We start from the raw sequence: 23,770 nt of genomic DNA on the forward strand, positions 1-23,770 counted from the left end.
ATAATTTGCCGCGCTCTTCGACTCCTGCTTACTGGTTCGGCATGGGTTCGAAATCTCGGGAGTACATGTTCAGCGCCACCGTCAGGCATCTATCCGAACGGGCAACACAAGCCCGGCTCGAAGCCGACGCCTTAGCTTGCCAGGCCTGGAACGCACGCATGCTCGCCCTTCAAGGCCCGGCCCAGCCGTCGCCCGCTCTTGGTGACGCACTCAACGCCGGGTACCGCTATCTCGAAGTGAAGTGTCTCGGCTGCGAAACGCATCAGGCGGTCGCGCTTGACATTGTCAGACGGCCGAAGTGGACGCCGATCCACGAGCTCGAGCGCTACATGCGGTGCAAGGATTGCTCCCGCCGGCACGGTTATCCTTTCAAGCGCAGCCACCTTGTGGCGCTCCGGACGACCAGGATCTCCACCATGAACCCACCGTCAACCTGGTGGCCCGGCGAGCGGTGGCCCATCTCGTGCGCGATACCCGTGCACGCCCGAGCATTCAAGAGTGCCTCGGTTATAATAGCGACTGCAGGCTTTGCGGCTGTTCTGCAGAAGTATCGCTGGCGCCGTCCCTTTCAACAGGCCACATTCACCGCTCGACAGCCGACGAGGTCACGAAATTTCAGCGAACCGGGCAATGTGCAATCTCTACAGCATCACGACCAACCAAGCCGCAATCCTGAAACTCTTCCGGGTCGTTAACCAATACGTCGGCAACCTGGCTCCCATGTCCGGCGTCTTCCCGGACTACCCCGCCCCCGTTGTTCGCAATGCCGGTAAAGAACGCAAGATGGTGCTGATGCGCTGGGGCATGCCCCGCCGCCGCGCACTGGCGGCCCGCCCGTCACGAACATCCGCAACACGTCCTCGCTGCACCGGCGCGGCTGGCTGAAGCCGGAGCACCGGTGTCTCGTCCCCTTCAATAGCTTCGCCGAATACGCTCCCGAGCCGAACCCGCAGACAAAGAAAAAGGACGTCGTTTGGTTCGCGCTCAGCGACGATCGACCGCTGACCGCCTTCGCCGGTATCTGGACCGAGTTCAAGGGCGACCGCGGGACGAAGTCCAAGCCAGTGCCGGGACCGCACCTCGTCTACGGCTTCCTGACGACCGAGCCGAATGAGGTCGTTGCACCGATCCACCCAAAGGCGATGCCGGTGATCATAACCACCGACGAGGAGCGCGACGTCTGGATGCGCGCGCCGTGGGACGAAGCCAAGGCGCTTCAGCGCCCGTTGGCCAACGATGCGCTGAAGATCGTCGCCAGGGGTGAGGCCAAGGAAGATATCCTGGTGTCACCATGAGGCGCCGGTGGCGTCTCGCGGCCGCGACGGTCGGCGTGCTTGTCGCCACGCCCGCGACAGCGGATGACATCGTGGGCCGCGCCAGTGTGATCGATGGCGACACGATCGAAATCCACGGCACGCGCATCCGATTATGGGGCATCGACGCGCCCGAAAGTGATCAGCTGTGCAGGAATGACGACAGCAATCTCTATCGGTGCGGCCAACAGGCCGCGACCGCGTTGGACGTCCTCCTCTACCTGGTCAAACGACCGGTGATCTGCAGTTCGAAAGGCAAAGACCAATACGGCCGGACCGTCGCCGTCTGCAAGGTAGGCGATCCTGGCCCTGACATGGCCCACTACCTCGTCGGAAAAGGACTAGCCCTCGATTGGCCGAAATATTCTCATGGCTACTACGCCGAAGCCCAAACCAAGGCACAAGCCGCCGGCCGTGGCATTTGGTCTGGTTCGTTCGTCGCGCCCTGGCTCTATAGGACCTGCATCCGAGCGGGCCAGAGGCCGACCTACTGCTCGGACGAGGCGAAGTAAGCACCCACGCCCAGCATCCAGCCAGGGTGCAGTCGAATCCCCTACTGCAGCCCTGCCCTCGCCGAGGCGATCAATCGCTTCGCGAGGTTGCGACGGTGATAACCATGCTGCAGGACGTCATGCCGAATGCTGTGGCTGACCGTCCGAACGACACGCTTCTGTTTGCGCCAGCTTCCAGCGATCGCTGAAGGGATGGAGCCGCCCCGAGCAACAACCAGGAGCTCGTTGCTCCTGTTCAAATAAATATCGTACATGGAATACCCCAATTGTGTGCGCCTGCCCGCAGGTTCGGATGGGCTTCGACGGGGAGACAGCGGTCCGCGCGCGGCCCACTATGCGGGACGGCTTTCCAGGAAGCCCTGCAACGCCTTCCGAGCAACGCGCTCGAGAGCCCCAAGCGTCTTTTTCCCATGGTGAGCGGCCCGCAGCAGCCGCCGCGCAATGAACTTCCTCGTTTCGTGATCGCCACCTCCGTTCGGGAGATCGCGACAGACATCATCCAGAACAACGTCGAGGTTGGCGGTCGTCCGCTCGTCAAACTTCTTCATGAAAATGCTCGCAACGAAATGGAGACGAACACCCTGGGCGAAAGCCAAATTGTCCAAGCGTGGGGCAATATCGCCGAAGCGGCACTAGCAAGTCTGGCAACATGGCGCTCACGACGTCCGACCGGCCAGTCAGGAACCGGACTTTTCCCCACTTTCCCCGCCATTCCCGCGCGCGACGGCCTCGGGTATTGTTGCCAAATGAGTTCGCCGGACCAGGCGCGGGACAGCGGCGAGGCCCGACCGCGCAAGATCATCCATATCGACATGGACGCGTTCTACGCGTCGGTGGAGCAAAGGGACAATCCCGACTTGCGCGGCAAGCCATTGGCCGTTGGCGGCTCCGCAGAACGCGGCGTCGTGGCCGCAGCGAGCTATGAGGCTCGCAAGTTTGGGGTTCGCTCGGCAATGCCGTCGGTCACCGCCAAGCGTCAGTGTCCGGAGCTGATCTTCGTCAAGCCGCGGTTCGAGGTCTACAAGGCCGTCAGCCGCCAGATCCGGGACATTTTCGCCGAGCACACGGAAATCATCGAGCCGCTCTCCCTGGACGAGGCATATCTCGACGTCACCGAGAACATCCAGAACCTCCCGCTCGCAACCGAAATCGCCACCGCAATCAGGGCCAAAATCCTCGCCGAAACCGGCCTCACGGCCTCCGCCGGGATCTCCTATAACAAGTTCCTGGCAAAGCTCGCGTCCGATCATCGCAAGCCCAACGGTCAGTTCGTCATCACCCCCAGGATGGGGCCCGCCTTCGTGGAAAATCTCCCGGTCGGCAGATTCCACGGCATCGGCCCTGCGACGACTGCCAAATTCAACGGCCTCGGCATCTTCACCGGGCTCGACATCCGCAATCAATCACTCGAGTTCATGAATGCGAATTTCGGCAAATCGGGCGCCTACTACTACTGGATCTCGCGCGGGGTTGATGAGCGTCCGGTTCGGCCGAACCGGATCCGGAAGTCCATCGGCGCAGAGAATACATTCTCGGACGATCTGACGGCGTTCGATGCCCTGGCGGCAGAGCTCCAGCCGCTCGTCGAAAAAGTCTGGCGGCATTGCGAAAGCACCGGCACCCGGGGGCGCACGGTGACGTTAAAGATCAAGTTCTTCGATTTCGAGATCATCACGCGCAGCAGATCTGTGCCGACCCAGGTGTCCAACCGCGCGGACCTCGAACGTCTTGCCATCGACCTGTTGCGGCACGAGATGCCCTTGCCGAAATCCGTGCGCTTGCTGGGCGTCTCGCTGTCCGCGCTCCAGGACCAAGACCGAGCCGAGCCTCAACTCGACCTACCGATCTGACGCCGCTTGAACTTGCGCCTTTCAATCAGAAGCCCGCGAAGATGAATATCCAGGAGTTGCAACAGCGCCCCTGAAGTTGAGCCGTAAAGGGGATCATACGCGCAGCCGCAACGAGATTTCGGTACTCGTGAATGTCCTTTCTGGTGACAGCACCACCATGTCTACGACGGTCATCGAGCCGGGGTGGCTGTACACGTATTTGACGTGCCAAAGCGGCCCGACATCGGGTGAGATAACAAAATCTCCGGATTCCAGCGCGCGAGCGATCGCTTTGACTGCCGCACTATTCCTTATTGGAAGTGAGAACACCGCGTCGACAAGCGCCGCGAGGGTCACTCCATCGGCAAGGAATGCGCGAGCAACATTATCCCCGTGCGCATCCCGGAGGGCCGATACGATTGCTGCGACAGCTTCTGGGTCCTTCACTCTGCGCGTCCGGTTGAACCATGAGACGGTCAAAGCGGCCCGGACATACCCGGTGACCTGAGCATCTTATAAGCCAGGAGCTGTTCTGTTGGTAAGCGGATCGCTTTACCCCGTCAGGCGCCAGGTCCTTCGGGTAGTTCTGAAATTGCCCTTGCCGAGGACAGGAGGCGTAAACATCTATCACCCAGCGCCAACTCCTTATCCTACCGGTAGCAAAATGGACCTGACCGAACTCCAGGACTACGCGATACAAGCAAGAATGGCGCTCATCGTGGGCGCGGGAACCTTTGACCGCGTCTTTGCCGGCATCCGCTTTGCGGAGATCGACGGGCCGCTTCTGTATGTCTACGCAAGGGACGAGTCGACCGCGGCCGAGATCGAGGACAATTTCGCCCCGCACATCGCAATCGTTGCTTCGCAGATCGTCGGCCGCGAAATCGACGTAGTTGTCGCGCTGCCGAAGGTCCTTCAGTAATGATGCGCGTCAAATGCCGCCCGTTGTGCAGGCGCCAGATCACCGCAGTAGCCGCAGGGGATCAGGAGCGGCTCGTCGGAGACCGTGACTATCGCAAATCCACGGCCGGTTCGACGGAGCACCGTATTGATCCGGATTTCGGTACAGGTAGGTCGGCCGTAATATTATCTCTGCCGACGTTACCGTAACTTGCAGAGCATTTTTCACCTTTGAGTTTTTACAAGCCAATTGCAACCGGCCAAAAAAGGACCGTCCTCGGACGGTCCTTTTCCATTCCAGGCCCGCTCCAACGATCATCGCGGGAATTCACCCTTGACGAAAGAGCAACTCGCTCGAGACGCGGCAGACATATTTCGACTGCTGCGAGCATTCCGCTCCATTAAGGACCGGGCAACGCGACGGCACGTTGTCGAGGCGGTCGAGGCAATGGCGGAAGGCCGCACCGCCGACGAGACGCTCGACGACAACGCCGAAGAGCCTCATGCTTGAGTGAGTGGGCGAATGCAACTGGCTTCCCCTTTTACGCTGCCCAGATCACTGATCGCAAACCAAGTTCGCGCGCTCATCGTCGTCAATGGACTACTTGAAGCCGAGTTGAAGGACGTGCTGGCAACGACACCAAGAAGGCATGCTCGCAAAGCCAGGCAGGATTAGACACTCTGCTGCGTCCGATTGCGATGGCCAGCAACGCCCTGGTGCCTGTGCCGTTTTGGAGCGCCCGGCGCCGGCTCTATCGATCGCATTCGCATCAATTGATTCTGCCGGCGGAAAGAAGCCATCCACCTTCCGGGCCTAGGCTTGCTGCGTACCAGTCAAGGCGAAGTCACATGCGAGACGCGCCGGACTTGCCAACGGTCACGCCAGGTCGATCGCGTGCAGCACAATATGTGCGCATGTCGACCGAGAACCAAAAATATTCGCCCGAAAATCAGAAGGACGCGATAGCGGCCTATGCCGCCCGTCATGGTCTTATGATCGTTCGCACCTACTTTGACAAAGGCCGTAGTGGCATCAATATCGAAGGGCGCGCCGAGCTGCGCAGACTAATCAACGACGTGACGAGCGGCTGCGCCGACTTCGAGTTCATTCTGGTCTACGATGTGAGCCGCTGGGGCCGTTTCCAGGACGCAGACGAAAGCGCCTACTACGAGTTCATCTGCAAGGACGCAGGTATCGGGGTCCTATATTGCGCTGAATCGTTCGAGAACGACGGCAGCCTCGCCTCCACGCTCCAGAAAGCCGTCAAACGGGTAGTGGCCGGTGACTTTCTCCGCGACTTGTCGATCCGAAGCTTTATCGGACAGTCCCGCATCACCAAGATGGGATTCTGGCGCGGTGGTTTTCCCGCTTACGGTATGAGACGGGTGCTGGTCGACGAACACGGGGCGGTCAGGGGACGCCTTGAAATTGGCCAGAGAAAATGCCTTCAGACCGACCGGATCGTTATCACTCATGGCCCGGATAGGGAGGTCGAAACCGTCAAGCGCATCTTCAATTCCTTCGTCAATGAACAAAAACATGAAGGATTGATCGTCGCCGAACTGAACGCGGATCGCATTCCGACACTGCTCGGACATCAGTGGATACGCAAGAACATCACTCAACTCCTCACCAATGAGCGATATCTCGGCCACATGATCTTTAATCAGACATCGGCCAAGCTCGGGAGCAAGACGCGGCGCAATCCTCGCAACATGTGGATACGCAGAGACAACGTGTTCCCTCCTCTTGTCGATCCGGCGATATTTCAGGCTGCGCAAGAGATCATCCGAACGCGTCAACTTGAGCGATCGCAACGCGACATGCTTGACCGGCTTGCGGCCTTGCGGGAAGAGAACGGCTACTTGACCGGGAATCTGATCGACGCAGATCCTGAGCTGCCGTCCGCCGAGACCTTGCATCGACACTATGGATCCCTGATGGCGGCGTACAAGCTTATCGACTACCAGCCAGCTCGGTTCCTTGAGCGAGCCAAGCTCAGGGAGGCCAGATGTTTAAGGCTGCGAGTTGCCACAGGTGAGATCGTCGACAGGATCACCAGCCTGGGCGGGCAGGCCACGCTTGATAAGGCTGGTCATTTGCAGATCAACAATGACATCACGGTTTCGATCTGCAGTGCGTACGCCAACAGCGATCGGCTCGGACGAATGCGCTGGTATGCACAGGTTGATCGCCGCGCCGAAACGGACCTGACGCTTGTGCTCCGCCTCAACGTGAAGAACACCAGGGTCGAGGCATGTTATCTCCTGCCGACGCGAGAACTTGCGCACGCTCGCTGCAACTGTCTTAGGATCACCGAGCGGATCTTCGCCGACTCTTGCCGGTTCGCGACGCTCGATGAGTTCTGCGCGATGTGTCTTGGCGTCAGAGAGAGGGCCGCGGCATGAAGCGGGCTCTGAAGATGCGATCGATCCCGATATCGGCCATCGAGATTCCGAACCCGCGCGATCGCTTTGAAGAGCCCTTCACCGAGATGGTCCGCTCCATCGCGCGTGTCGGCCTGAAGCGGCCAATCACCGTCAGCGATCGCGACGGCTCAGGACAATACGAACTGGTCTGCGGCCAGGGGCGGATTGAGGCTTTTGCCAAGCTGAAAGCAACGGAAATTCCGGCCATTGTAACCAACGTAGAGACTGAGGATTGCATCCTCTTGAGTCTGGTCGAGAATATCGCCCGGCGCCAGCATTCATCCGTCGAGTCCGTCAGCGACATCGGCCGCCTCGCAGAAAACTACGATACAGGTGAAATTGCCACCAAGCTCGGCGTGCCTACGAAATATGTGCAAGCCGTCCGTTATCTGCTCCACAACGGCCACCACAATCTGATCAGGGCGCTCGAGCGACGAGCGATCACGCCAACCATGGCGTTCGAGATCGCCAGGGCAAATACGCCTCAGCTGCGAGCGGCCCTTATGAAGCTTTACAAGGGCGAGAAGCGAAGTGTCGCCGAGATTGCCAAGATCCGAAAGCTGTTCGAGCAGCAAGCGCGTGGCACCGGGAAGCGAGTCGAGAAAGGTGTCACTCCCGGAGGGCTTGTTCGGATCTATCGGCTGGAAACCGAGCGCCACAAGACCGTCGCACAGAAGGCCGAGCTCGTTCAGATGCGTTTGGTCTTTATCGTAAACGCGCTGAAGAGCTTGCTGGACGAGAGGATGTTTGTCTCGCTGCTTCGGGAGGAAGGCCTGGACAAAATCCCCCTGCCCCTTCTGCGTAGGCTGTCAACTACGCGGCCGGAGGCCTAAGCAAGGTGACGAGCGCCCGAGCCGCATTCGACCTCGAACTCTCGATCTTGCCACTTGCTTGCATGCTGCCGACCAAGGAAGTAACGGATCGCGTGAAGCAATCCGCCAAATACCAAAGCATTGCCGCCTCGATCAATGAGGTCGGACTGGTTGAGCCGATCGTCGTGTACCGCAAACCGGATCGTCGTAACCAGTATTTGCTGCTTGACGGGCATTTGAAGCGAATGATCCTGATGGAAAGGGGCGATACGGAAGTTGAATGCATTCTTGCCGACGACGATGAAGCGTTCACCTACAACAAACGCATCAACCGGATCGGCACGGTCCAGGAGCATTTTCTGATCCTTCGCGCCATCGAACGCGGCATATCCGAGGAGAAACTGGCCAGGGCCCTTGGCATCAAGATCGAGGCCGTCAAGCACCGGCAAAGCCTTCTCAGGGGCATATCCGATGAGGTCGCCAACCTTTTAATGGACAAGCCGGCTAACCCGGTGGTGTTTGACCTGCTGCGCAAGATGAAGCCGATGCGACAGGCCGAAGCCGCGAGACTCATGGTCTCCACCGCGACCTACTCATCTGCCTATGCCCGGGCTTTGCTCATAGCCACATCGGAGACGGATCTGGTGAGACCGCGACGGCGGCTTCCTCCGCCGATAGTCACCTCAGCTGATCTGGCTCTCATGGAACGTGAGTTGAAGAAAGCGCAGCAGGACTTCAAGACGGTCGAGCTTGCCTACGGCGCGGACATGGTCAACCTGGTGATCGCGACCCGCTATGTCTCCACCCTCCTTGGACGGTCCAGGATCGTGGATTACCTCGATGCCAATCACCCGGAAATCCTGCGCGAGTTTCGGTCGATCGTGGCGGCCATCTCGACCCACGGTCAGCAAGTCCAGCAGGCAAACGCTGTTGATAAGGATGCTCGTCACGGCGCCACCGGCCAACCACTCGCGCGCAAGTTTTTTCCGAGCAGAGGTCGGAAGTGGCAGCGTCCAGAAGGCCCACCAAAACGGTCGGCAAACCGCCGCAAATAGCCGGCGATACTCATCAGAGCCAGCAAATGATCGCTGACCGAGAAACAGGGCTGGCCCGTATCCAACAATAGGGAAGCGGCTCGTCTGGCGGGAAACAAGAATGACCGAGGGCCCCCGCTCGGTCATCGGCACGGCACATGGGTAGCGAGCAAGAAAGAGTGCCGCCAAGACTTTCGTCTGGTGCGATTGCCGTTATCGGAGCAGCGCTCCTCACCCTATGGGGATTTCGCTCGACCCAGAACTACCGAGGCACAGCCAGCGAATGCTTCGCGGCGGGTATTGTATTACTAATAATTGTTGATTTGTTTCTATGTATTGTCTATCTTTGGTTGTGGTGCTAAGCAGCGCGCGAAATGAAGCGTGCCCTGCCCTGGCTGATATCCGCTATTCTCTTAGTCGCCTTCGGTGCATCGTTCTCCGAACTTCAACGCGTGCGAAAACGCTTCGGCGAAGCCACAACGTCAATTCACTATCATGTGCATGCGGATGTGCGCCGCGCGATCATCGCTCAGCAACTGACGAGAGTTGAAGTACCGATCGTGGTCGTCGGCGACAGTCTCATTGAAGCCGCGACGTTTCCGAGCGCGATCTGCGGACGCCCCGTGGTGAATGCTGGCATTGGCGGCGCCAAGCTGGCGGACTTCCGATCTACCGGCCTCGGGTTCCTCAGCGGGACCCATCCAGCCCTGATCGTCATCGCGCTCGGCATGAACGATGCGCTGGGCGGAAGTGAAACGTTCGAGAGCGACCTAGTCCAGCTCCTCAAACAGATCCGGCAGATTTCTCAGAACGTCGCAGCGTTCGGCATCTCGGAAGCAGAGTCCGGACCGCTCGTTGCGAACAGCGCCGCGCTCAACAACACAATCGCAAAGGAAAACGAAACCTACGCGAAGATCATGGGCGCGGCATTCACGCCGTCCCCTTCGCTTGGCAGCCGCCACACGCTCGATGGTGTCCACCTGGCGCCCGCAGCCTACCAGACATGGGCCAACTCTCTCTTCGCTGCAATCGAAGCCGCAGCTTGCCCGTCTGCGGCAATCAGATAATCCGCATGAAGGCCGACTACCGACCGGACATTGACGGCTTGAGAGCGGTTGCTGTTTCAGCTGTGATCCTGTTCCACGCTCTTCCTGAGGCGCTTCCGGAGCCGAGATCGCAAGTGTCGAGAACGCGCTCAGGCCCCGACCGATGGTGCAGCCCATCGACAATAGCCAATTTTTCCCGAGACTCATTCGAGGGACCGTAGAACTACTGGACCAAGTCGCTGTGGCACAAACTGCACTTTGCCCGCGAGGATCTCTCTGCATAGCATGGAAACCCTTCGAGGCCGGGGCTTCCAATGACATATGGTCTTCTGGATTCTTCTTCGACTAGCGGCCCAGATCAGTGCAGCTCGCGCGCTTCGACAATCGGCGGGCGTCGCGCAAAAGATGCAGTGTCCGAAACGCCTGGACTGCACCACGACGCTGCGATCATTTTCTTCGGCTTGCTTCCAGTCCTCGTAACAGCCGCCGCTTTGCTTTTCTGAACCTGGCCCGTTAACGCGGACGGGCCTGGTAGAAGGCCTCAGCAACCTGCCTTCCCTATAAGGCCCCCATAGGTTGCTGGGGCCGCTCTCATAAAAGCACCAGCGCCCCTACCGGCGCTGGTGCTGTAGTTGCGCAAGCGTTGTAGCATGCCGCTGCGTGCAGAGATATTCCGCAAACTGGTCCCCGCAAAACAATGCACCATTGGTCTATGCGGAACTCGCCAACCGGCCCGAGCGAAGGTCAACGTGACGCCGGTCACATCGCGCGTCGAGCCGCCGCATAAGGTCCTCCCTATCGCCGGAATGATCCGGTCAGCAAGGGAGCGAGCAGATGAACAAGGTTATTGTTGCCGTTGGTGTCACCATCGCACTTCTCTCGGGATCGTCGGCTTTCGCAGGCGGTCACGGCGGTGGTGGTGGCATGAGCGCCCATTCTTTCGCTGCGCCAGAAGTTGCTGTTGTCCGCGACCACCGCGGGTCCACGCAAGGCGAAGGCGGAGTGTCCGTCACCAATGCGTCGCGCGCTGACAACGGCCGACACTGCGGAGTGAGCTACGCCTGCGGAGCCAGCAATTATCCTGAAACAGGCACGCGGGATCATCGCACGGGTCATTGACGTCGACGGTCGGCACAGGGCGCGGTAAAGAACAGCGCATGCCGCTATGCCGGCAGAGGGACGATTGCCCGTATCTTTACGGTACGGGCGGCAGCGTCGAATTGCTAAATCGCGCTCATGCCGACAATCTATATCCACCGAGGCGTCACGTTCAGCGTGACACGCCAATACGACGATCAATTCGAGATCATCATTGAGCTAGGTAAAGAGGTGCTGCATAGCACCGTGCGTACGAGGTTGCCCGAATTGGCAAAGCGGCGCGCCGAAATGCTCATCAACCGAAAACTGAGAGATAGACTCAAGTCGGTATGAGCGCGCTGGACGGCAAGTTGAGGGAAATTCCATGATGCAGATGAAGGGCGACCGCCCCTACTCCGCCCCCGAGAAAGCCGCCCGCAGGATCATGGATCACGCCCGCGCGTTCGAGCCAGTGCAAGACGGCAGGATCTACATCGAGAAGATCAACTACCGGATGCTCGACCAGAACAAGGCGACGCCGGCCGAATACTGGGCTGGGCTTCGGCATGCGATCGGTCAGGATTGGCTCGAGCGAGATCGGGACGTTAGTGATGGGGCAAAGAGTTGTTCGCCTAAAGTTGAAGTCCAAGACTCACATACTTCACTTGCGCCATCTTGCGAGTTAGCCACCGAACTGGTTTTTACAGGTGGCGTTTGCAATGGAAATTATTGGACGCCCGATGCGAGGTCGGTTCCTCGTTCGGCAAGGTGGCAAGGGCTGGATGGTCTACGACACCGAACTCAAAGGGCCGGCCCAAATAGAGAAGAATGGGGCGTTCGCAGAGAAGCTGACAAAAGAAGAAGCCGAGGCTCTGGCGAAGCGGCTGGCGACTCGCAAAGCCGGCTCATAATACCTACCTTCCGGTCATGCCGAAATTCGAGTTCTGCCTGCCAACGCTCGGGAAGACGGTTCCTGCAGGCCCGGAATGGTTCCACGAGATCAATACGACGGCTACCACCGCCTCGAGCGCGACGGAGACCGCGTCCGATTGATCACAAAGGCGGCAACGATTGGACCAAAGCGTTTCCCTGGATCGTCGAGAACGCTCTGAAGAATCGCAACGTTTGTCAAGATGGCGAGTCGATCGTCCGCGGCGGCCTGGCGAAGCTGTCGCTCGGTTCATCGTTGATCCATGCATCAAGCGTCATTTCCTACATCGGCATCCCGATCGAGGTGTATGGCTGCTTTCCAGCTCTCTCATCGGTGCGCGCATAGGGCGGTCCCCCTTCGCTGGCCCAATGCCTTAGGAACAGCACGGGGCAGCCCGAGTTCATCCCGGGATGAGAGACCAGGAGCATTCCCGTGCCCTTCACAATGGCATGCGCCAAAGATCTTGAACTCATCGCTCTGCGCGAGCTCCGCAGTCTCCCAGGCGGAGAGCATGTCTGCCACGTCGAAATCAACCCTTCCGGTACTGATTGGACTTTGGTGCCCATCACGCGTGATGGCGCTGATCAAGCGCAGGTCCTCATCTCGGCAAAGACCACCGAACTAAGGCTGAAGCAGCGGTACTCGGTCCGATTCGATTGGTGAGCGACAGGGATTCATTGCAGCGTCTTGGTCCCGTCTCCAAAGAGCGCCGGGACCATTTATTCGGGTCGTGCGATACGTGCGCCCGCTGACCAGAACATGCCCATTTGAGCCACGTGACTTTTTTGACCATCTCGCGCACGTCCTGAACCCACATCATATAGGTCAGCAATGCAATTGCTGAGAGCTAGGGGCTCTGAAACGTTATGAGCTTCCCGGCCACGAGGCGTGCCAGTTCCCGCCTCCCGTTAGTGCCGGCGCGCGACCCACATCCCGATCAGGAAGGCGACGATGAGCGACTGCAGGGGCGCCTCAGAGGCAACCGGGCGAAGCCGCTCGGCCCAGCGCAGCGCGACATCCTGCGAAGGCCGCTGGGGCTGTCGACGGGGCGCTTCGGAAGTCCGACCGCTGCCGTCCTGCTCCTCGACTAGCCCCGAAGCTTCCGTCATGGCCGAGGCTTCTTTCATATCCATCCGGCTCTCCTATAGGGTCAGGCGGACTTCCGCGGCGGCTTGGCTTCTTCGCTGTCTTTGCCGCTCTGGCAAAACGCGAGGTAAGATCGCCAGTTCCAATCGCCCACTGGAACGTTGGCGACCATGCCCGTTTGAATCAGCTCATTGTTTTGTGGAGTTGCGATGTGGCGTTTCAGCGGAGGAAGCCCGAGGCGATCGGAGCGAAGGCGCTCTTCCCCGGCTTCATCGCGCCGGCGCTGGCGTCGCCGATCGACAAGGTGCCAAGCGGCACCCGATGGATCCATGAGATCAAGTTTGATGGTTATCGCGTCCAGACCCATCTCGCGAACGAAACCGTGACCATCTTCACCCGCCGCGGTCATGACTGGACCAAACGGTTCAAGAAGGTCGCCGACGATGCCTGGCACATCTCTGCCGCCTCGGCGATCATCGATGGTGAGATTGTCGTTCCGGCAACGGACGGCACCACCGACTTCTCAGTGCTACAGAACGAGCTCCGAGGAAAATCCAGCAAGATCGCCATGGTTGCGTTCGATCTGCTCTATCTCAACGGTCGGGATCTCCGGAAGCTCCCCCTAAAGGAGCGCAAGGCCGTGCTGAAGAAGCTCATTGCATACACCGCCATCCAATTTAGCGAAAGCTTCGAGGTCGACGGCCCCGAGATGTTTGCCCATGCCTGCAAGCTGGGCTATGAGGGCGTCGTGTCAAAGGTCGCCGACAGCCTTTATCCGACCGGTACCCGCAGCCGCAACTGGGTGAAGAAGACGTGCGCCCAGCGCGAGACGCTGACCATTGCGGGCTTCGCGCTCGACGGCAATGATTGGGACGGTATCTATGTCGGCCGGCGCCGGGGTGACGCGTTGATTTATGCCGGCAAAGTCGATCATGGCTTTGATAAAGCCTCAGCCGCCGACCTTCGCCAACGCCTGACCCCGCTGATCCGCAAGACCCAGCCCTACACCAAGCGCATCAGGCACAAAGGGATCTGGGTCGAGCCGAAGATCCTCGCCGAGATCGAGTACCGCGCGAAATCAGCCGAGGGCAAAGTGCGGCATCCCTTCTTCCGTGGCGTGCGTGAGGACCTGTGAGTGAGCCACCGAACCGCAGTCATATCTCTCCCTGCTGCCTTTCACTGAACATCGCATGAACGCACCGTTCAGCCATCGTTGTAGTAACTGAACGGAAGATCATTGATGGCTGCAATCAAGGGAGGGAGCTCTATGTCGAAGAGGATTTTGATTAGCGGATTTTCCGCCTGCGTTCTTTTGCTGGCACCGGTCATGTCAGCATCTGCACTACCCGTTGCGACACCAAATTCGCTGACCGGTGACGACAGTGCCGTCATTCAAGTCAAAGGCGGACATGGGCACGGACACGGACATGGTTGGGGTCATCATGGCGGCCGAGGCCATCACTACGGCTGGGGCCACGGTCACCACCGCGGGTGGCACCGAGGGCATCATTATGGATGGGGACATCACCACCAACATCGCCGCTGATCGGACCACAGGAACTTTGCTCCACCTGTGATGTTAAACGGCGGTTCAATTACCAGGAGGAGCACCATGAGAACGTTTTTGCTGACCGGCGTGTTGGCGGTTGCCGGATTTTCTGTCGTCGCGCCAATCGCCACCACACCTGCATCAGCTCAAGTAGCAGTTGAGACCCCGTTTGGTGGAGTGGCGGTGGGACCGCGAGGGTATTACCGCGACTACGATCGGCCGGCTTATCGTGCTTACGGATACGATCGCGGCTATCGCGGTTGCCGCACAGTCACGATTGAACGTGATGACGGATCCGTGCGCAGGATCCGCCGTTGCGACTAGCTGCTCTTAACTATCCGAGGCCGCCACGTTGGCGGCCTTTCTCATTTTTAATCTGGTACCCATTCCTTTTGAGCATTGCATGACCTCCGTTGGAACCACACTGCTTAACGACGCGCTCGCTCCGACTTCGTGGCACGCACTGCACAAGATCTAACTGGAACTCCTCAATTCCCCCAGCGTTTGCGGGGTAGTGGGATCGCGAAGTCATGAAATGGATTTTAGTCGTATTGGTTGGTGGCGTAGCGCCGGTTCAGACCGATCTTGTGTTCGAGAAGCTCTCCGATTGCTTGACCGCTGAGGAGCAGTTGCAACAAACTTATGCGAACGCATACAGCGCATTGGGTCAACGCGCGATGATGGATAACGACGAATTCGACAGGCGCCGTGGCCGCCACCACCGTCGAGCTCGGAAGGAAGCCGCCGGGAAAATTGCGAATGCCGGGACCTGCATTCCGCATAATGGCACGGATCAGCCAATCACCTCTCTGGATCAGCCAGCGCCGGCGCCTCAGCCACCCTCGCCCACACCAAGCCCAAAGCCATAGAGCTAACTCTTAGCTGACGCACTGTCACAACCGCTCGAGTTGCGGCAACGCTCTCGCGCGCCGAAGCGGCCCATCCATTCAGGACGAGGGGCCGCGACTGTGGCCTTCTTGGTTCGGCTGGCCGTCCACCCGGCGCAGCGCCGCGGGAGCCCTGCCCGGCCGCACGATGAACACACGCAATGGTGTTAAGGCGCGCGCTTAAACGCAAACACGCTCCCCACCGCGATCTGCAGCCCCAGGCCACAAAGTCCCTATAAATGCAATCGGGCGCACGCTCGGGCAAGAAATAACCCCGTGAGAGGCGCCGCCATGGCCGAGAATCACACCCTTCCATCGTTCGATGATATGCCATCGTTCGATGACATTCCGGACAGCCAACAGGCTCCAGCACAGGCTTCTCAGCCTGAGCGGCCGCTCATGTTCGATGACTTGCCGTCGTTCGACGACATGCCGGCTAGCGCGGCACGCCCCCAAGCCGAAAGCTTCGTTCCACGTACAGCCCGCCGTGTGGCTCACGAAATCCCCGGTGCTGCAGGAGGATGGGCACGAATGGGGGCTGGCGCAGTAGCTGCTCCATTTTTTGCCCGGCCGCTCCTGCGATCCCCTTTATTGGTGCTGTCGGTGGAGCGCTTCTCGGAGGGTATCTCGGCGATAAAGCTGGTAAGGCCGGCTTCGATGCGATTGGCGTTCACGACGAAGATATATTGGCCGCCAACGCTGAGGCTCATCCAACTGAACAATTTATCGAAAGCGCTGCGACTAACATGCTCGGCGCTGGTCCTGCTCGTGGAGTTGGCCTCGCCGCTCGTGGCGTTGCTGGTGGAGCAATGGCGGCGATAGGAGCTGGCCAAGAGTATGCTTAAACCGGGAAGGTGGACGCTACCCATCTCGCTGTTGAAGCCGCTCTTGGCACCGCCAATGCCTGGCGCCAATCCTCTCGGCAGCCGCTTGCAAGGGATCGGAGCATCCGCCGTTCGGAAGGTCGCCGGCCGACCCAATGTCGACCTCAATCCAGCAGCGCAGGACCAGGCACAGGTATCACAGCAGCCCGTCGTGGAAGGCGAAGCAGCGACCGTCCAGACTGCGCCTCCGGAGACTGGCGACACGGTAGGTAATCCTCAGTCGAGTCCGGAGCGATCTGATCGGGTCTACGGGAAAGATACCGCGCCATCAGAACAAGGCGACATGCTGACGACTGGAGATGTAGACCCGGCATCAGAGGCAGCGTTACCCGATCAACTCGAGGGGAAGCCAGCGCGCTAACCTGCGCCGCAGCCAGCACAAGAGCCAGACCAACCACCAGTGGTTCGTCCTGCACAACAGGCGGAGGGTGTTCGGCTGCCCTCGGTTGACGAGATGCCGAGTGAGCCTGGACCTACTCGCGATGCCTCGATGCCTGCTCGTCCGACCGGTGGCGATAAACTCCAAGGCGAAGTAGGCGCCGAGGGACTGCTCGATGACAATCACCCGCAGACTGACCTGACGGACATGACGCCCGGCTCCAAGTCGCCCACCGTACGTGACCTGATGGGCAAACTCTTGAACGACGAAGGCGGTTGGGTCGACCACGGCAAGATTGTCGACGATCTCAAGTCCAAGCTCAAGGGATCGGCTTTTCTCCATTCATTCTTGGAGCCGGGGCACAGGCCGACGAAGAGCTATATCGCCCGCGGCGTGCACGATGACAATCTCAGCCCCCAGGAAGAGTATGCACGCTCGCTCTCGGACGAACTCTAGTGCGCAAGGCGAAAGAGCAGCACGTCATTGACGGTGGACCAAGGCTGCCCGGTCGGCGTGGCAACGTAGCGCGCGTTCAGGACGCGCGGGATCTCGCGAGCTGACTTTCCCTCAAGCTCCGCGAAGATCGGTGCCAGTGCCCTCGCCCGCTCGACTGCGCCTCTTTGGCCTCGCGTCCGTAATCGCGCAGGCCGCCGAGCTGAGTGGCCCGGCTTTGCGCCGCCTTCAGCGCTGCCTTGCTCCGTTCGCTGATCAGCGCGCGCTCTTTCTGCGCGACGGCGGCGTACATGTGCAGCATGAACGGGTCGACGTTGCGGCTCGGCTCCGTGACGATGAAGGGCACGCGCTTGGACATCAGCCCCGCGGTGAAAGCGACATCACGCGAGAGCCGGTCAAGCTTGGCCACGATAGAAGTGCGGACGAGCTTGTGGGTGGCGTGCTAACACGCTTTCCAGCCTTAGCCATGTTGATCGACCCTTCGATGGTTGAGGTTAGGGCCGGACCGGAAGTGACGGCTTCCGCCCGGCCAAAAACGGGGGCGCCCTTCCACTGGTCGCGACCCCATGGTCTCATCTCGGATACCTGCCGCCACCGTTGCCGCCGTCGATGCGTGGGGCGCGGAGCGCGAAACGACGCGGTCGGATGCTATCCGCCAACTGGTCGAGCTCGGATTGACCATACGACCGAGGCGCGCTCCGCGCTCGAAGATCAGCAGAATCGTAAAAACACAAAGCAGCGGGCTCGTGAACTAGCGAGCAACGCAATCGACAAGGCGCGCGACCCTACAGCCAGCCCGGACGATCAATCGGACCGCAAGCGCAAGCTCGTCAAGGGGCCGGAGGAATTTCAGGGCGTGCGGCGTGATCAGCCGAACCGAAAGGCGTGAACAAAGCAATCAGCCGACGGGATCGAAAGCCCGCGCCACGCGTTGACTGTAGAGCCCAAGTGGGAGGTCAACAATGATCAACGGAGAGCGGCGTACAACGACAGCTACGGAGCGCGAAGCCCACAAGATATTCAAAGCGGTCAAGGCGAAGGAAGCCATGACTGATTACGCCAAAGAGCAAAAAGCGCTCCACGATAATCGAGAGCGCCTAAAGGCAGAGCGGCTGGCGCGGGAAGCTGAAGCGGCCAACCGCACAAAAGCAGGTTGAGCGCCCATCTGGGACGTTCAGGATCAAGTTTTTGGCCTCTCCGTGGAGGGCGACATGGCCCTGCACTTCCGCCAAGTCGATGCTGAACTAGAGATATGGATCGCGAGCAGCGACGACTATTCATTCGTCATCAGCAACGAGAGCCAGACCGGACCCGGCTTGCATGGAGATCCGGGTTTTGTTGCATCATATCGCCCCGACTTCCTAAATATGCCAGCGGCTCAAGTATCGGGATCGCCCTTCAGCACGTTCGCTGAAGCCGAGCGGGCCTGCAATGCGTTCTTGAATCGCCTCATTATCAAAGGATGATAGCCTCCCGTCCGCGACGACTGCGTTGTTCGGCTCATGGTGCAGAGCCTGGCTTAGACAACCGAAACTTTGCCTTTGCCCTCGAATCCTGGTTGATTCAGACTCTCGGAAGTAACCGGGAGACGACGATGGCAACCATCGGAACCGTGGCTTGTCTCGCAGCAGGTGGCATAGCGATACTTGCCAGAGCGCGTTTTAAAGCGCGCGCATTCTACCGACAGCAGATGACCGCCAACGCTATGCGCTCAATGGGCAGCGATTGATTTGACCGGCTCAGGAACTTGCTAGCTTCTGCGCGGTTCTAAAGCCGTCGTACTTTGACGAATTTAGGATTGATCAGATGACCCGGCTGCTAGCCGTTCTGGCTTTTTGCACACTCTGCATTATTCCAAACGCTGCATCGGCACAGCATTCAAAGCTACAGCTCAATCATGCTTCCGATTTCAGCTCCCGTCGGCGCTGCGCCTGCGGCACATCGTGGCACAGATCTGTTCACACCGTTCGATATAGGCACTATCGGCTGCTGAGATCGGCATATCTGATCGGTTATGATCCCCTGCCATATCGCTTCGGCTCCACGTTCGTTTTCGAGCCGCCATATCGCTATTACCGTTGGTGAACGGCGGGTATGCGATGAGCTGGATTAAGGCGCAGCATTTGCTTTCCATGCGCTTGCCGGAAACAAATGATAGACAACGTTCTGCGTTCGATGGGGCAACTAATGCCCCGTTCGCATCCTTGGCGGCTCGGTTAGGATCGAAATCTAGCGCGATGAGTTGATCACCATTGAGCCTGAAAAGGACGTTTAGCAATGATCAACGATCGAGAGCGGAGGATTGCACCGACAGGTGCGGAAAGAGAAGCCCGCAAGCTATTCAGAGCGACGGAAGCAAAGGAGGCCTTGAGCGATTACGCTAAAGCGCAAAAGGCCTTCCATGAGAACCGCGAAAGACTGAAGGCAGAGCGCTTGGCCCGGGAAGCAAGTGCGGAGACCGACGAACGGGTGAGTAAACTCGCCGAATGCGCGAGAGAGGCGCGCCACCAAGCCACCCTTTTACCGGCGGGTCCTGTTCGGGATGCATTGCTCAGAAAGGCCGAGCAGTACGAAGCGCAGATGCCGAACGACCCCACGTACACGACTATTGAGCCGCGCTAAGGATCTGACGCCGTCCTGGGGGTGCGCTCAAATGGGCAACTGGACCCGCGTGTGCTACCTACGTCGGCGGCCTGCGATCCGTCGGTTGAGTTCGAGCGCATGGTGGGGTTAGCTTGACTCGGTGTCCATCAAACCGGCAGCAGCTCAGACAGCCACCAGGCATTGGAAAAGGCCAAGGCCTTCACGCGCGCATGGCGGGGGAGAGACCCAATGGCTAAGATCGAGATCTATAGCGGCCGCTACGAGCGCGAGCATGGCCCCCGGGCGGCCACCGCCTCTGGCACTTCACCTTGGTCTCCGAGACCGGGGCCCTGCTCTACGAGCTAAAGCTCAATGAGCGGCTAATCTACCCAGCAGCGCTGGAGAGGGCTCGCGCCACCGCCGAACAGCGCAAGGCAATCGTGGAGCCGTAAGTCCGACAGAGCGGCAACGCTGAAAAATGGGCCATTGGATAGGAACGATCCATAGCCGGGAAAATTAGGCAATCGGGTGAAGGCACACACGGTCCTGCCCCGACCGCCCTCACCGTCAGTCCCAGCGCTCTTTCCCCGGAGCGCTGGGACTTATCACGAATAGGACTTAGCGCGAATAGAAAGGGTGCTCGGGAAGGAAGCTATATCATTTCGATTTTAGCGAAGTGATAGCAAGGAAGGGATCATGGCGCGCTTATTGTTCGGTATCAACTTGATTTTAGTTGTTTTGACTGCAGCTAGGGACGCCGGTGCGTGCGGCGTTGGCTGTCATACGTCGGCCTTTGGCGCGTGCGTGCGTGATGGCTGGCAAGAAGCTCGACCAGTTCGAAATGAATGTCCGGCTACTTCCCGACCCACTCCGCCCTGCGGCCAGTACTATCGATGGGCGCGGCACTCGGTTGCTTGCATTCCGCGCTAAATCGAGTCGACAATGGCAGGAATACAGCAATCTCGGGCGAACGGCTTACCATGACGCGTCCACTTCTCCACAGCCACGACAAGCTGTACCCGCGTCCTGTTCCGCGCTTCAACCCATTGATTATTTGCGCGGCCACCCTCGTTCTGCTCTGTAGTCGGGATGGGCTCGAAATCTCGGGAAGACATGTTCGGCGCAACTGTCCAGGCATCTGGCCGAGCGGTCGAAGGAAGCACGGCTAGATGCTGATGCTCTGGCCCGTCAGGCTTGGAACGCCCGCATGCTCGCCTTCCAAGGTCCGGCTCAGCCCTCTCCCGCTCTCGGTGACGCCTTGAACGCCGGCTACCACTACCTCGAGGTCAAGTGCCTCGGCTGTGATACTCACCAGACGGTGGCGCTGGATATCACTCGGCGGCCAAAGTGGACGCCTATCCACGAGCTCGAGCGCTATATGCGGTGCAAGGGGTGCTCACGCCGAGTTGGTCACCCCTTCAAGCGCAGCCACCTGGTGGCATCGCGGACGAACAAGATCTCGGCCATGAACCCGGCATCGAGCTGGTGGCCGGGAGAACGATGACAGCCCTAACGCTCGTCCCGCATATATGGACTTCGCTGGGAGACGAGTCTGAAGTCTTGATCCGCTATCGTCTGTGCCCCATGCATGTGCGGCACGTTCACCGGATTGCCCCACAAGGTCCAAGCAATAGCACCAGTGGCAAGTATTCCGCTGCAGATAGCCAAAAGGTCCTGCCTCACTGCGCGTCTCCGTATACGATCGGTCATCTTGAAGCATAAATCAGGCCACGCCCAACGAGCACGGAAGAGCGGGGGAATATCGATAGATCCCCAATTTCGGCACCGCGCAGTTGCTCAAATCCGCGGCCGGGTTGCCTAGCAAATCACCTTGCTAAGGTTGCCCCATAGTACTGTGATGCGGGTGGGTCCTTGGGAGCGACACCGGGATATATCTCGCCTCGCGCCATCTTTACCAGGCCCCCGTCGGTTCCAGACCCGTCGGAGGTATCGGTTCGGAAGACCCGGCCTCGCGCGCTGTGAACATCGTCGGATTGGCATCTTCGGCGCGGAGGCATCGGCGCGCAGAGGCCACATTCCAACTCCCGCAGTCGGGGGCTGTGACACGGGAGCAATAGACGACTTCCGGCGTTGCCACGTGTTCCTGGACAGTGGTGCCGATGACCTCCCCAAAACCAGCCGAGGACAAAGAATATGTTTGCCCGATTTGCACGAGATCGCGCTTACAGTCTCCAGCGCGTGGATTCAGTTCGTGGCCCGCTCGATATCTGACCTTACCTGCCCCAATGGGCATCGGCTAAGGATCACGCCCGACGGTAAGGCCGCAGTCCCCGCCATATAACCTCCGCGTCTGGCACAGACCCTGCAATTTCAGCTGCACAAGGAATTTCAGCGTCCCCGATTTATCGGGCGCAGTCGTTTTAGGCCGGCGTCATTCGAGCGGCAGAGAAAACGTCGGCAGCGACTTGTTGCCCTGCTCGCAACCCGTTCGACCCTTGGGCGGCAGAGTCGGTGAGGCATCTGCGGCAGTCCCGCTCATGAATTGGGTCAGATTGACGCCCGATGACCACTCGGCATAACCAACGACCGCAAAGGCAGCCGCTGCCGCGATGACAAAACTGAGCACTGAAGCGGCGGCTGTTGCCGACAAGCTTTGGCTGCTGAAAAACGGCATCACGATTCTCCGACACCGAGAGCTGCCACCCGCCTCTACGTTAGATCAACTCGCGATGATCGAGTGTGAACGGCATCACATTTCACGCGCACTTGACTCTCATCGGCCTGTGGCATCGGTCGTGCAGCACGCTTGCGGCTGGCGGCGTCTGTTCGTGGGACTGGCCGGGCACTTAGGACCTATTGGGCAGGTTGTACGTTATGGCGCAGTACCGGGGCAGGCCAAGACCGGAGGTCGGGTCATGTCTACTGTCCCTCTGGACATTGAAAGAAAATGCGAACAGCGGTGGGCAGCCAGGCGTAAGCAGCCGGTTCTAGCAGGAGCACGGCACGGGCCCGAAAGCCCGAATGAACAGCCCGCCGGACTCATAAAGGCTGAGCAAGAAGCGGCTGATTTGAACCCTCAGCCCGCGCAGTGAGCGCGGGACCGAATATTGCGAAAGGCCCGCCGGGTGTGAACCGGCGGGCTCGCTCCCCGCTACAGTTCGTCAGCCTGCTGACAGATTCTCCGCCGAAGGGATCGGCGCCGAGCACCGACCGACGGAAATCCGCCCCTCACGAGTAATTATCCTAGATTGCGGTCCAAGAATGAGGATCACGTAAGCTGTGGCTGTCTGAGCCAGAGGGGATCGATCTCTTGCAAGCCGACGCACCGACTTTCCGAGTTGGCGACAAAGTGCGCCTCAGTCAGCTCGGCGCCGACCGGATCAGGAAGGCTCCTTTCCAAGACGGGACGCGTGGTGGGCGCCGGCAAGGCGAGCAAGCTGGCATTCCGGGTGTTGTTTGACGGAATGAAGTCTCCGGTTAGCCTGCATCAAAGTTACCTCGAGTTGGACGACGCAAAGTCATGGCACGCTGTCAGCCAAACTGACGATTGACCCATTATTGGTAATCGCCGTCCGACCGATTTCTAGCGGCCCTCACTCCGCGCGCGATGATCGAGCCTTGCCCTGGCGTCGCAAGCCCCGCTCAATTCTCCGCTACCGGTACAGCCCCGTCGATCACAACGCCGGCTTCAAGACAGTGCTGGTCTTTTGCGACCCCGGTCGCGCCACGATCCGGCCCGCGCGCGACCATGATGGCGGACCAGGGTCGGTACCAGCGCGAGGCCTACGTGGTCTCGGCCAAGTCCCCAGGCTACCCCAGGCCGAGGCCACGCCCTCTTCGGGGATGAAGGGACGCGGAACTGGAGTAAGCGATTTATGGCGGCCAACAAAGGCGTCCCTGCCAACGATTGGTCCAAATATCTATTCGGGCAACGGAGGCGGCCTGACAGGCGGTGAGCGCCTTCCGCGCAGTCAGGAGCGAGGCTTGTTGCTCGGCAAAAGGACGAGACCGGGGGCGCCATCGCGCACGGGAGATCGTGACGAGCATCATTTCCGTAAAACCACGGGATTTCGCCCGTGCCCCCGACGCTGAGCGTTTGGTTTC

Annotated in this window: 27 protein-coding genes and 3 pseudogenes; 23 read left to right on the forward strand and 7 right to left on the reverse strand. The window is 59.5% G+C overall.

All coding sequences use genetic code 11. The features are described from left to right. Positions 1 to 41 precede the first annotated feature (41 nt). The 3 genes and pseudogenes from H8A92_RS00290 to H8A92_RS00300 form a co-directional block, all read left to right on the forward strand. Positions 42 to 452, forward strand: a pseudogene (locus H8A92_RS00290) (hypothetical protein); the annotation flags it as partial. A 178-nt stretch (positions 453 to 630) separates the two neighbouring features. Next, positions 631 to 1,295: pseudogene (locus H8A92_RS00295) on the forward strand (SOS response-associated peptidase). Further along, positions 1,292 to 1,825: a thermonuclease family protein gene (locus tag H8A92_RS00300; RefSeq protein WP_163156161.1), complete on the forward strand. Its 534-nt coding sequence runs from the start codon at positions 1,292 to 1,294 to the stop codon at positions 1,823 to 1,825. The pseudogene H8A92_RS00295 and the gene H8A92_RS00300 overlap by 4 nt, the downstream one beginning before the upstream one ends. 41 nt (positions 1,826 to 1,866) lie before the next feature. Here H8A92_RS00300 and H8A92_RS00305 read toward each other — a convergent pair whose 3' ends face one another. After that, positions 1,867 to 2,079, reverse strand: a complete 213-nt coding sequence (locus tag H8A92_RS00305) for a hypothetical protein (RefSeq protein ID WP_229193832.1) — start codon at positions 2,077 to 2,079, stop codon at positions 1,867 to 1,869. Positions 2,080 to 2,571: 492 nt separating this feature from the next. Here H8A92_RS00305 and dinB point away from each other — a divergent pair, with 492 nt between their 5' ends. Next, positions 2,572 to 3,675, forward strand: a complete 1,104-nt coding sequence (dinB, locus tag H8A92_RS00310) for a DNA polymerase IV (protein WP_229194047.1) — start codon at positions 2,572 to 2,574, stop codon at positions 3,673 to 3,675. Between the two features lie 93 nt (positions 3,676 to 3,768). Here dinB and H8A92_RS00315 read toward each other — a convergent pair whose 3' ends face one another. Continuing rightward, on the reverse strand, positions 3,769 to 4,101 hold the full coding sequence (locus tag H8A92_RS00315) for a hypothetical protein (protein WP_229193833.1): 333 nt from the start codon (positions 4,099 to 4,101) through the stop codon (positions 3,769 to 3,771). 217 nt (positions 4,102 to 4,318) lie between these two features. Here H8A92_RS00315 and H8A92_RS00320 point away from each other — a divergent pair, with 217 nt between their 5' ends. The 8 genes from H8A92_RS00320 (at position 4,319) to H8A92_RS00355 (ending at position 11,307) form a co-directional block, all read left to right on the forward strand. Continuing rightward, positions 4,319 to 4,576: a hypothetical protein gene (locus H8A92_RS00320; RefSeq protein WP_229193834.1), complete on the forward strand. Its 258-nt coding sequence runs from the start codon at positions 4,319 to 4,321 to the stop codon at positions 4,574 to 4,576. A gap of 312 nt (positions 4,577 to 4,888) precedes the next feature. After that, positions 4,889 to 5,065: a hypothetical protein gene (locus H8A92_RS00325; protein ID WP_229193835.1), complete on the forward strand. Its 177-nt coding sequence runs from the start codon at positions 4,889 to 4,891 to the stop codon at positions 5,063 to 5,065. A 338-nt stretch (positions 5,066 to 5,403) separates the two neighbouring features. Next, a complete protein-coding gene (locus H8A92_RS00330; protein WP_229193836.1) occupies positions 5,404 to 6,963 on the forward strand; it encodes a recombinase family protein in 1,560 nt (519 codons plus the stop codon). Continuing rightward, positions 6,960 to 7,817 carry a ParB/RepB/Spo0J family partition protein gene (locus tag H8A92_RS00335; protein ID WP_229193837.1) on the forward strand — a complete coding sequence of 286 codons (858 nt, stop codon included), beginning with the start codon at positions 6,960 to 6,962 and terminating at the stop codon, positions 7,815 to 7,817. Before H8A92_RS00330 ends, H8A92_RS00335 begins: the two co-directional genes overlap by 4 nt. A gap of 62 nt (positions 7,818 to 7,879) precedes the next feature. After that, on the forward strand, positions 7,880 to 8,851 hold the full coding sequence (locus H8A92_RS00340) for a plasmid partitioning protein RepB C-terminal domain-containing protein (protein ID WP_229193838.1): 972 nt from the start codon (positions 7,880 to 7,882) through the stop codon (positions 8,849 to 8,851). Positions 8,852 to 9,204: 353 nt separating this feature from the next. After that, positions 9,205 to 9,897, forward strand: coding sequence for an SGNH/GDSL hydrolase family protein (locus H8A92_RS00345; protein WP_229193840.1), 693 nt, complete (start codon positions 9,205 to 9,207; stop codon positions 9,895 to 9,897). A gap of 813 nt (positions 9,898 to 10,710) precedes the next feature. Continuing rightward, positions 10,711 to 10,995: a hypothetical protein gene (locus H8A92_RS00350; protein ID WP_229193842.1), complete on the forward strand. Its 285-nt coding sequence runs from the start codon at positions 10,711 to 10,713 to the stop codon at positions 10,993 to 10,995. 117 nt (positions 10,996 to 11,112) lie between these two features. After that, complete coding sequence (locus H8A92_RS00355) at positions 11,113 to 11,307, forward strand: hypothetical protein (protein ID WP_229193844.1); 195 nt, start codon at positions 11,113 to 11,115, stop codon at positions 11,305 to 11,307. Here H8A92_RS00355 and H8A92_RS00360 read toward each other — a convergent pair. Continuing rightward, positions 11,294 to 11,602 carry a hypothetical protein gene (locus tag H8A92_RS00360; protein WP_229193846.1) on the reverse strand — a complete coding sequence of 103 codons (309 nt, stop codon included), beginning with the start codon at positions 11,600 to 11,602 and terminating at the stop codon, positions 11,294 to 11,296. The genes H8A92_RS00355 and H8A92_RS00360 overlap by 14 nt on opposite strands. A 70-nt stretch (positions 11,603 to 11,672) precedes the next feature. On the opposite strand from H8A92_RS00360, the gene H8A92_RS00365 reads away from it, so the two are divergent. Then, positions 11,673 to 11,864, forward strand: coding sequence for a hypothetical protein (locus H8A92_RS00365; RefSeq protein ID WP_229193847.1), 192 nt, complete (start codon positions 11,673 to 11,675; stop codon positions 11,862 to 11,864). A gap of 928 nt (positions 11,865 to 12,792) precedes the next feature. Here the strand turns inward: H8A92_RS00365 and H8A92_RS00370 are convergent. Beyond that, a complete protein-coding gene (locus H8A92_RS00370) occupies positions 12,793 to 13,017 on the reverse strand; it encodes a hypothetical protein (protein WP_229193849.1) in 225 nt (74 codons plus the stop codon). Positions 13,018 to 13,181: 164 nt separating this feature from the next. Between H8A92_RS00370 and ligD the strand changes: the two genes are divergently transcribed. Then, positions 13,182 to 14,105 carry a non-homologous end-joining DNA ligase gene (gene ligD, locus H8A92_RS00375; protein ID WP_229194048.1) on the forward strand — a complete coding sequence of 308 codons (924 nt, stop codon included), beginning with the start codon at positions 13,182 to 13,184 and terminating at the stop codon, positions 14,103 to 14,105. 68 nt (positions 14,106 to 14,173) lie between these two features. Here the strand turns inward: ligD and H8A92_RS00380 are convergent, their stop codons facing one another. After that, a complete protein-coding gene (locus tag H8A92_RS00380) occupies positions 14,174 to 14,362 on the reverse strand; it encodes a hypothetical protein (protein ID WP_229193851.1) in 189 nt (62 codons plus the stop codon). A 35-nt stretch (positions 14,363 to 14,397) separates the two neighbouring features. Between H8A92_RS00380 and H8A92_RS00385 the strand changes: the two genes are divergently transcribed. The 5 genes from H8A92_RS00385 (at position 14,398) to H8A92_RS00405 (ending at position 17,125) form a co-directional block, all read left to right on the forward strand. Further along, positions 14,398 to 14,547, forward strand: a complete 150-nt coding sequence (locus tag H8A92_RS00385) for a hypothetical protein (protein WP_229193852.1) — start codon at positions 14,398 to 14,400, stop codon at positions 14,545 to 14,547. Positions 14,548 to 14,582: 35 nt separating this feature from the next. Continuing rightward, positions 14,583 to 14,843 carry a hypothetical protein gene (locus H8A92_RS00390; RefSeq protein ID WP_229193853.1) on the forward strand — a complete coding sequence of 87 codons (261 nt, stop codon included), beginning with the start codon at positions 14,583 to 14,585 and terminating at the stop codon, positions 14,841 to 14,843. 206 nt (positions 14,844 to 15,049) lie between these two features. Continuing rightward, on the forward strand, positions 15,050 to 15,388 hold the full coding sequence (locus H8A92_RS00395) for a hypothetical protein (RefSeq protein ID WP_229193854.1): 339 nt from the start codon (positions 15,050 to 15,052) through the stop codon (positions 15,386 to 15,388). Between the two features lie 309 nt (positions 15,389 to 15,697). Next, entirely contained in the window at positions 15,698 to 16,228 is a 531-nt protein-coding gene (locus tag H8A92_RS00400; protein WP_229193855.1) for a hypothetical protein, read from the forward strand. A 552-nt stretch (positions 16,229 to 16,780) separates the two neighbouring features. Beyond that, entirely contained in the window at positions 16,781 to 17,125 is a 345-nt protein-coding gene (locus H8A92_RS00405; RefSeq protein WP_229193857.1) for a hypothetical protein, read from the forward strand. Between the two features lie 76 nt (positions 17,126 to 17,201). On the opposite strand, the gene H8A92_RS00410 is transcribed toward H8A92_RS00405, so the two are convergent. Further along, positions 17,202 to 17,531, reverse strand: coding sequence for a recombinase family protein (locus tag H8A92_RS00410; RefSeq protein WP_229193858.1), 330 nt, complete (start codon positions 17,529 to 17,531; stop codon positions 17,202 to 17,204). A 553-nt stretch (positions 17,532 to 18,084) separates the two neighbouring features. Here H8A92_RS00410 and H8A92_RS00415 point away from each other — a divergent pair. From H8A92_RS00415 to H8A92_RS00430, 4 genes and pseudogenes are all read left to right on the forward strand, one after another. Next, complete coding sequence (locus H8A92_RS00415) at positions 18,085 to 18,279, forward strand: hypothetical protein (protein ID WP_229193860.1); 195 nt, start codon at positions 18,085 to 18,087, stop codon at positions 18,277 to 18,279. A 54-nt stretch (positions 18,280 to 18,333) separates the two neighbouring features. Beyond that, positions 18,334 to 18,588, forward strand: a complete 255-nt coding sequence (locus H8A92_RS00420; RefSeq protein WP_229193861.1) for a hypothetical protein — start codon at positions 18,334 to 18,336, stop codon at positions 18,586 to 18,588. 811 nt (positions 18,589 to 19,399) lie between these two features. After that, a complete protein-coding gene (locus H8A92_RS00425; protein ID WP_229194057.1) occupies positions 19,400 to 19,744 on the forward strand; it encodes a hypothetical protein in 345 nt (114 codons plus the stop codon). A gap of 1,050 nt (positions 19,745 to 20,794) precedes the next feature. Continuing rightward, positions 20,795 to 21,209, forward strand: a pseudogene (locus H8A92_RS00430) (hypothetical protein). Positions 21,210 to 22,097: 888 nt separating this feature from the next. On the opposite strand, the gene H8A92_RS00435 reads toward H8A92_RS00430, so the two are convergent. Then, entirely contained in the window at positions 22,098 to 22,340 is a 243-nt protein-coding gene (locus tag H8A92_RS00435) for a hypothetical protein (protein WP_229193862.1), read from the reverse strand. Positions 22,341 to 23,770: the final 1,430 nt, after the last annotated feature.

Origin of the sequence: Bradyrhizobium acaciae (genome assembly GCF_020889785.1) — a bacterium.
In the GTDB taxonomy this organism is placed as follows: domain Bacteria; phylum Pseudomonadota; class Alphaproteobacteria; order Rhizobiales; family Xanthobacteraceae; genus Bradyrhizobium; species Bradyrhizobium acaciae.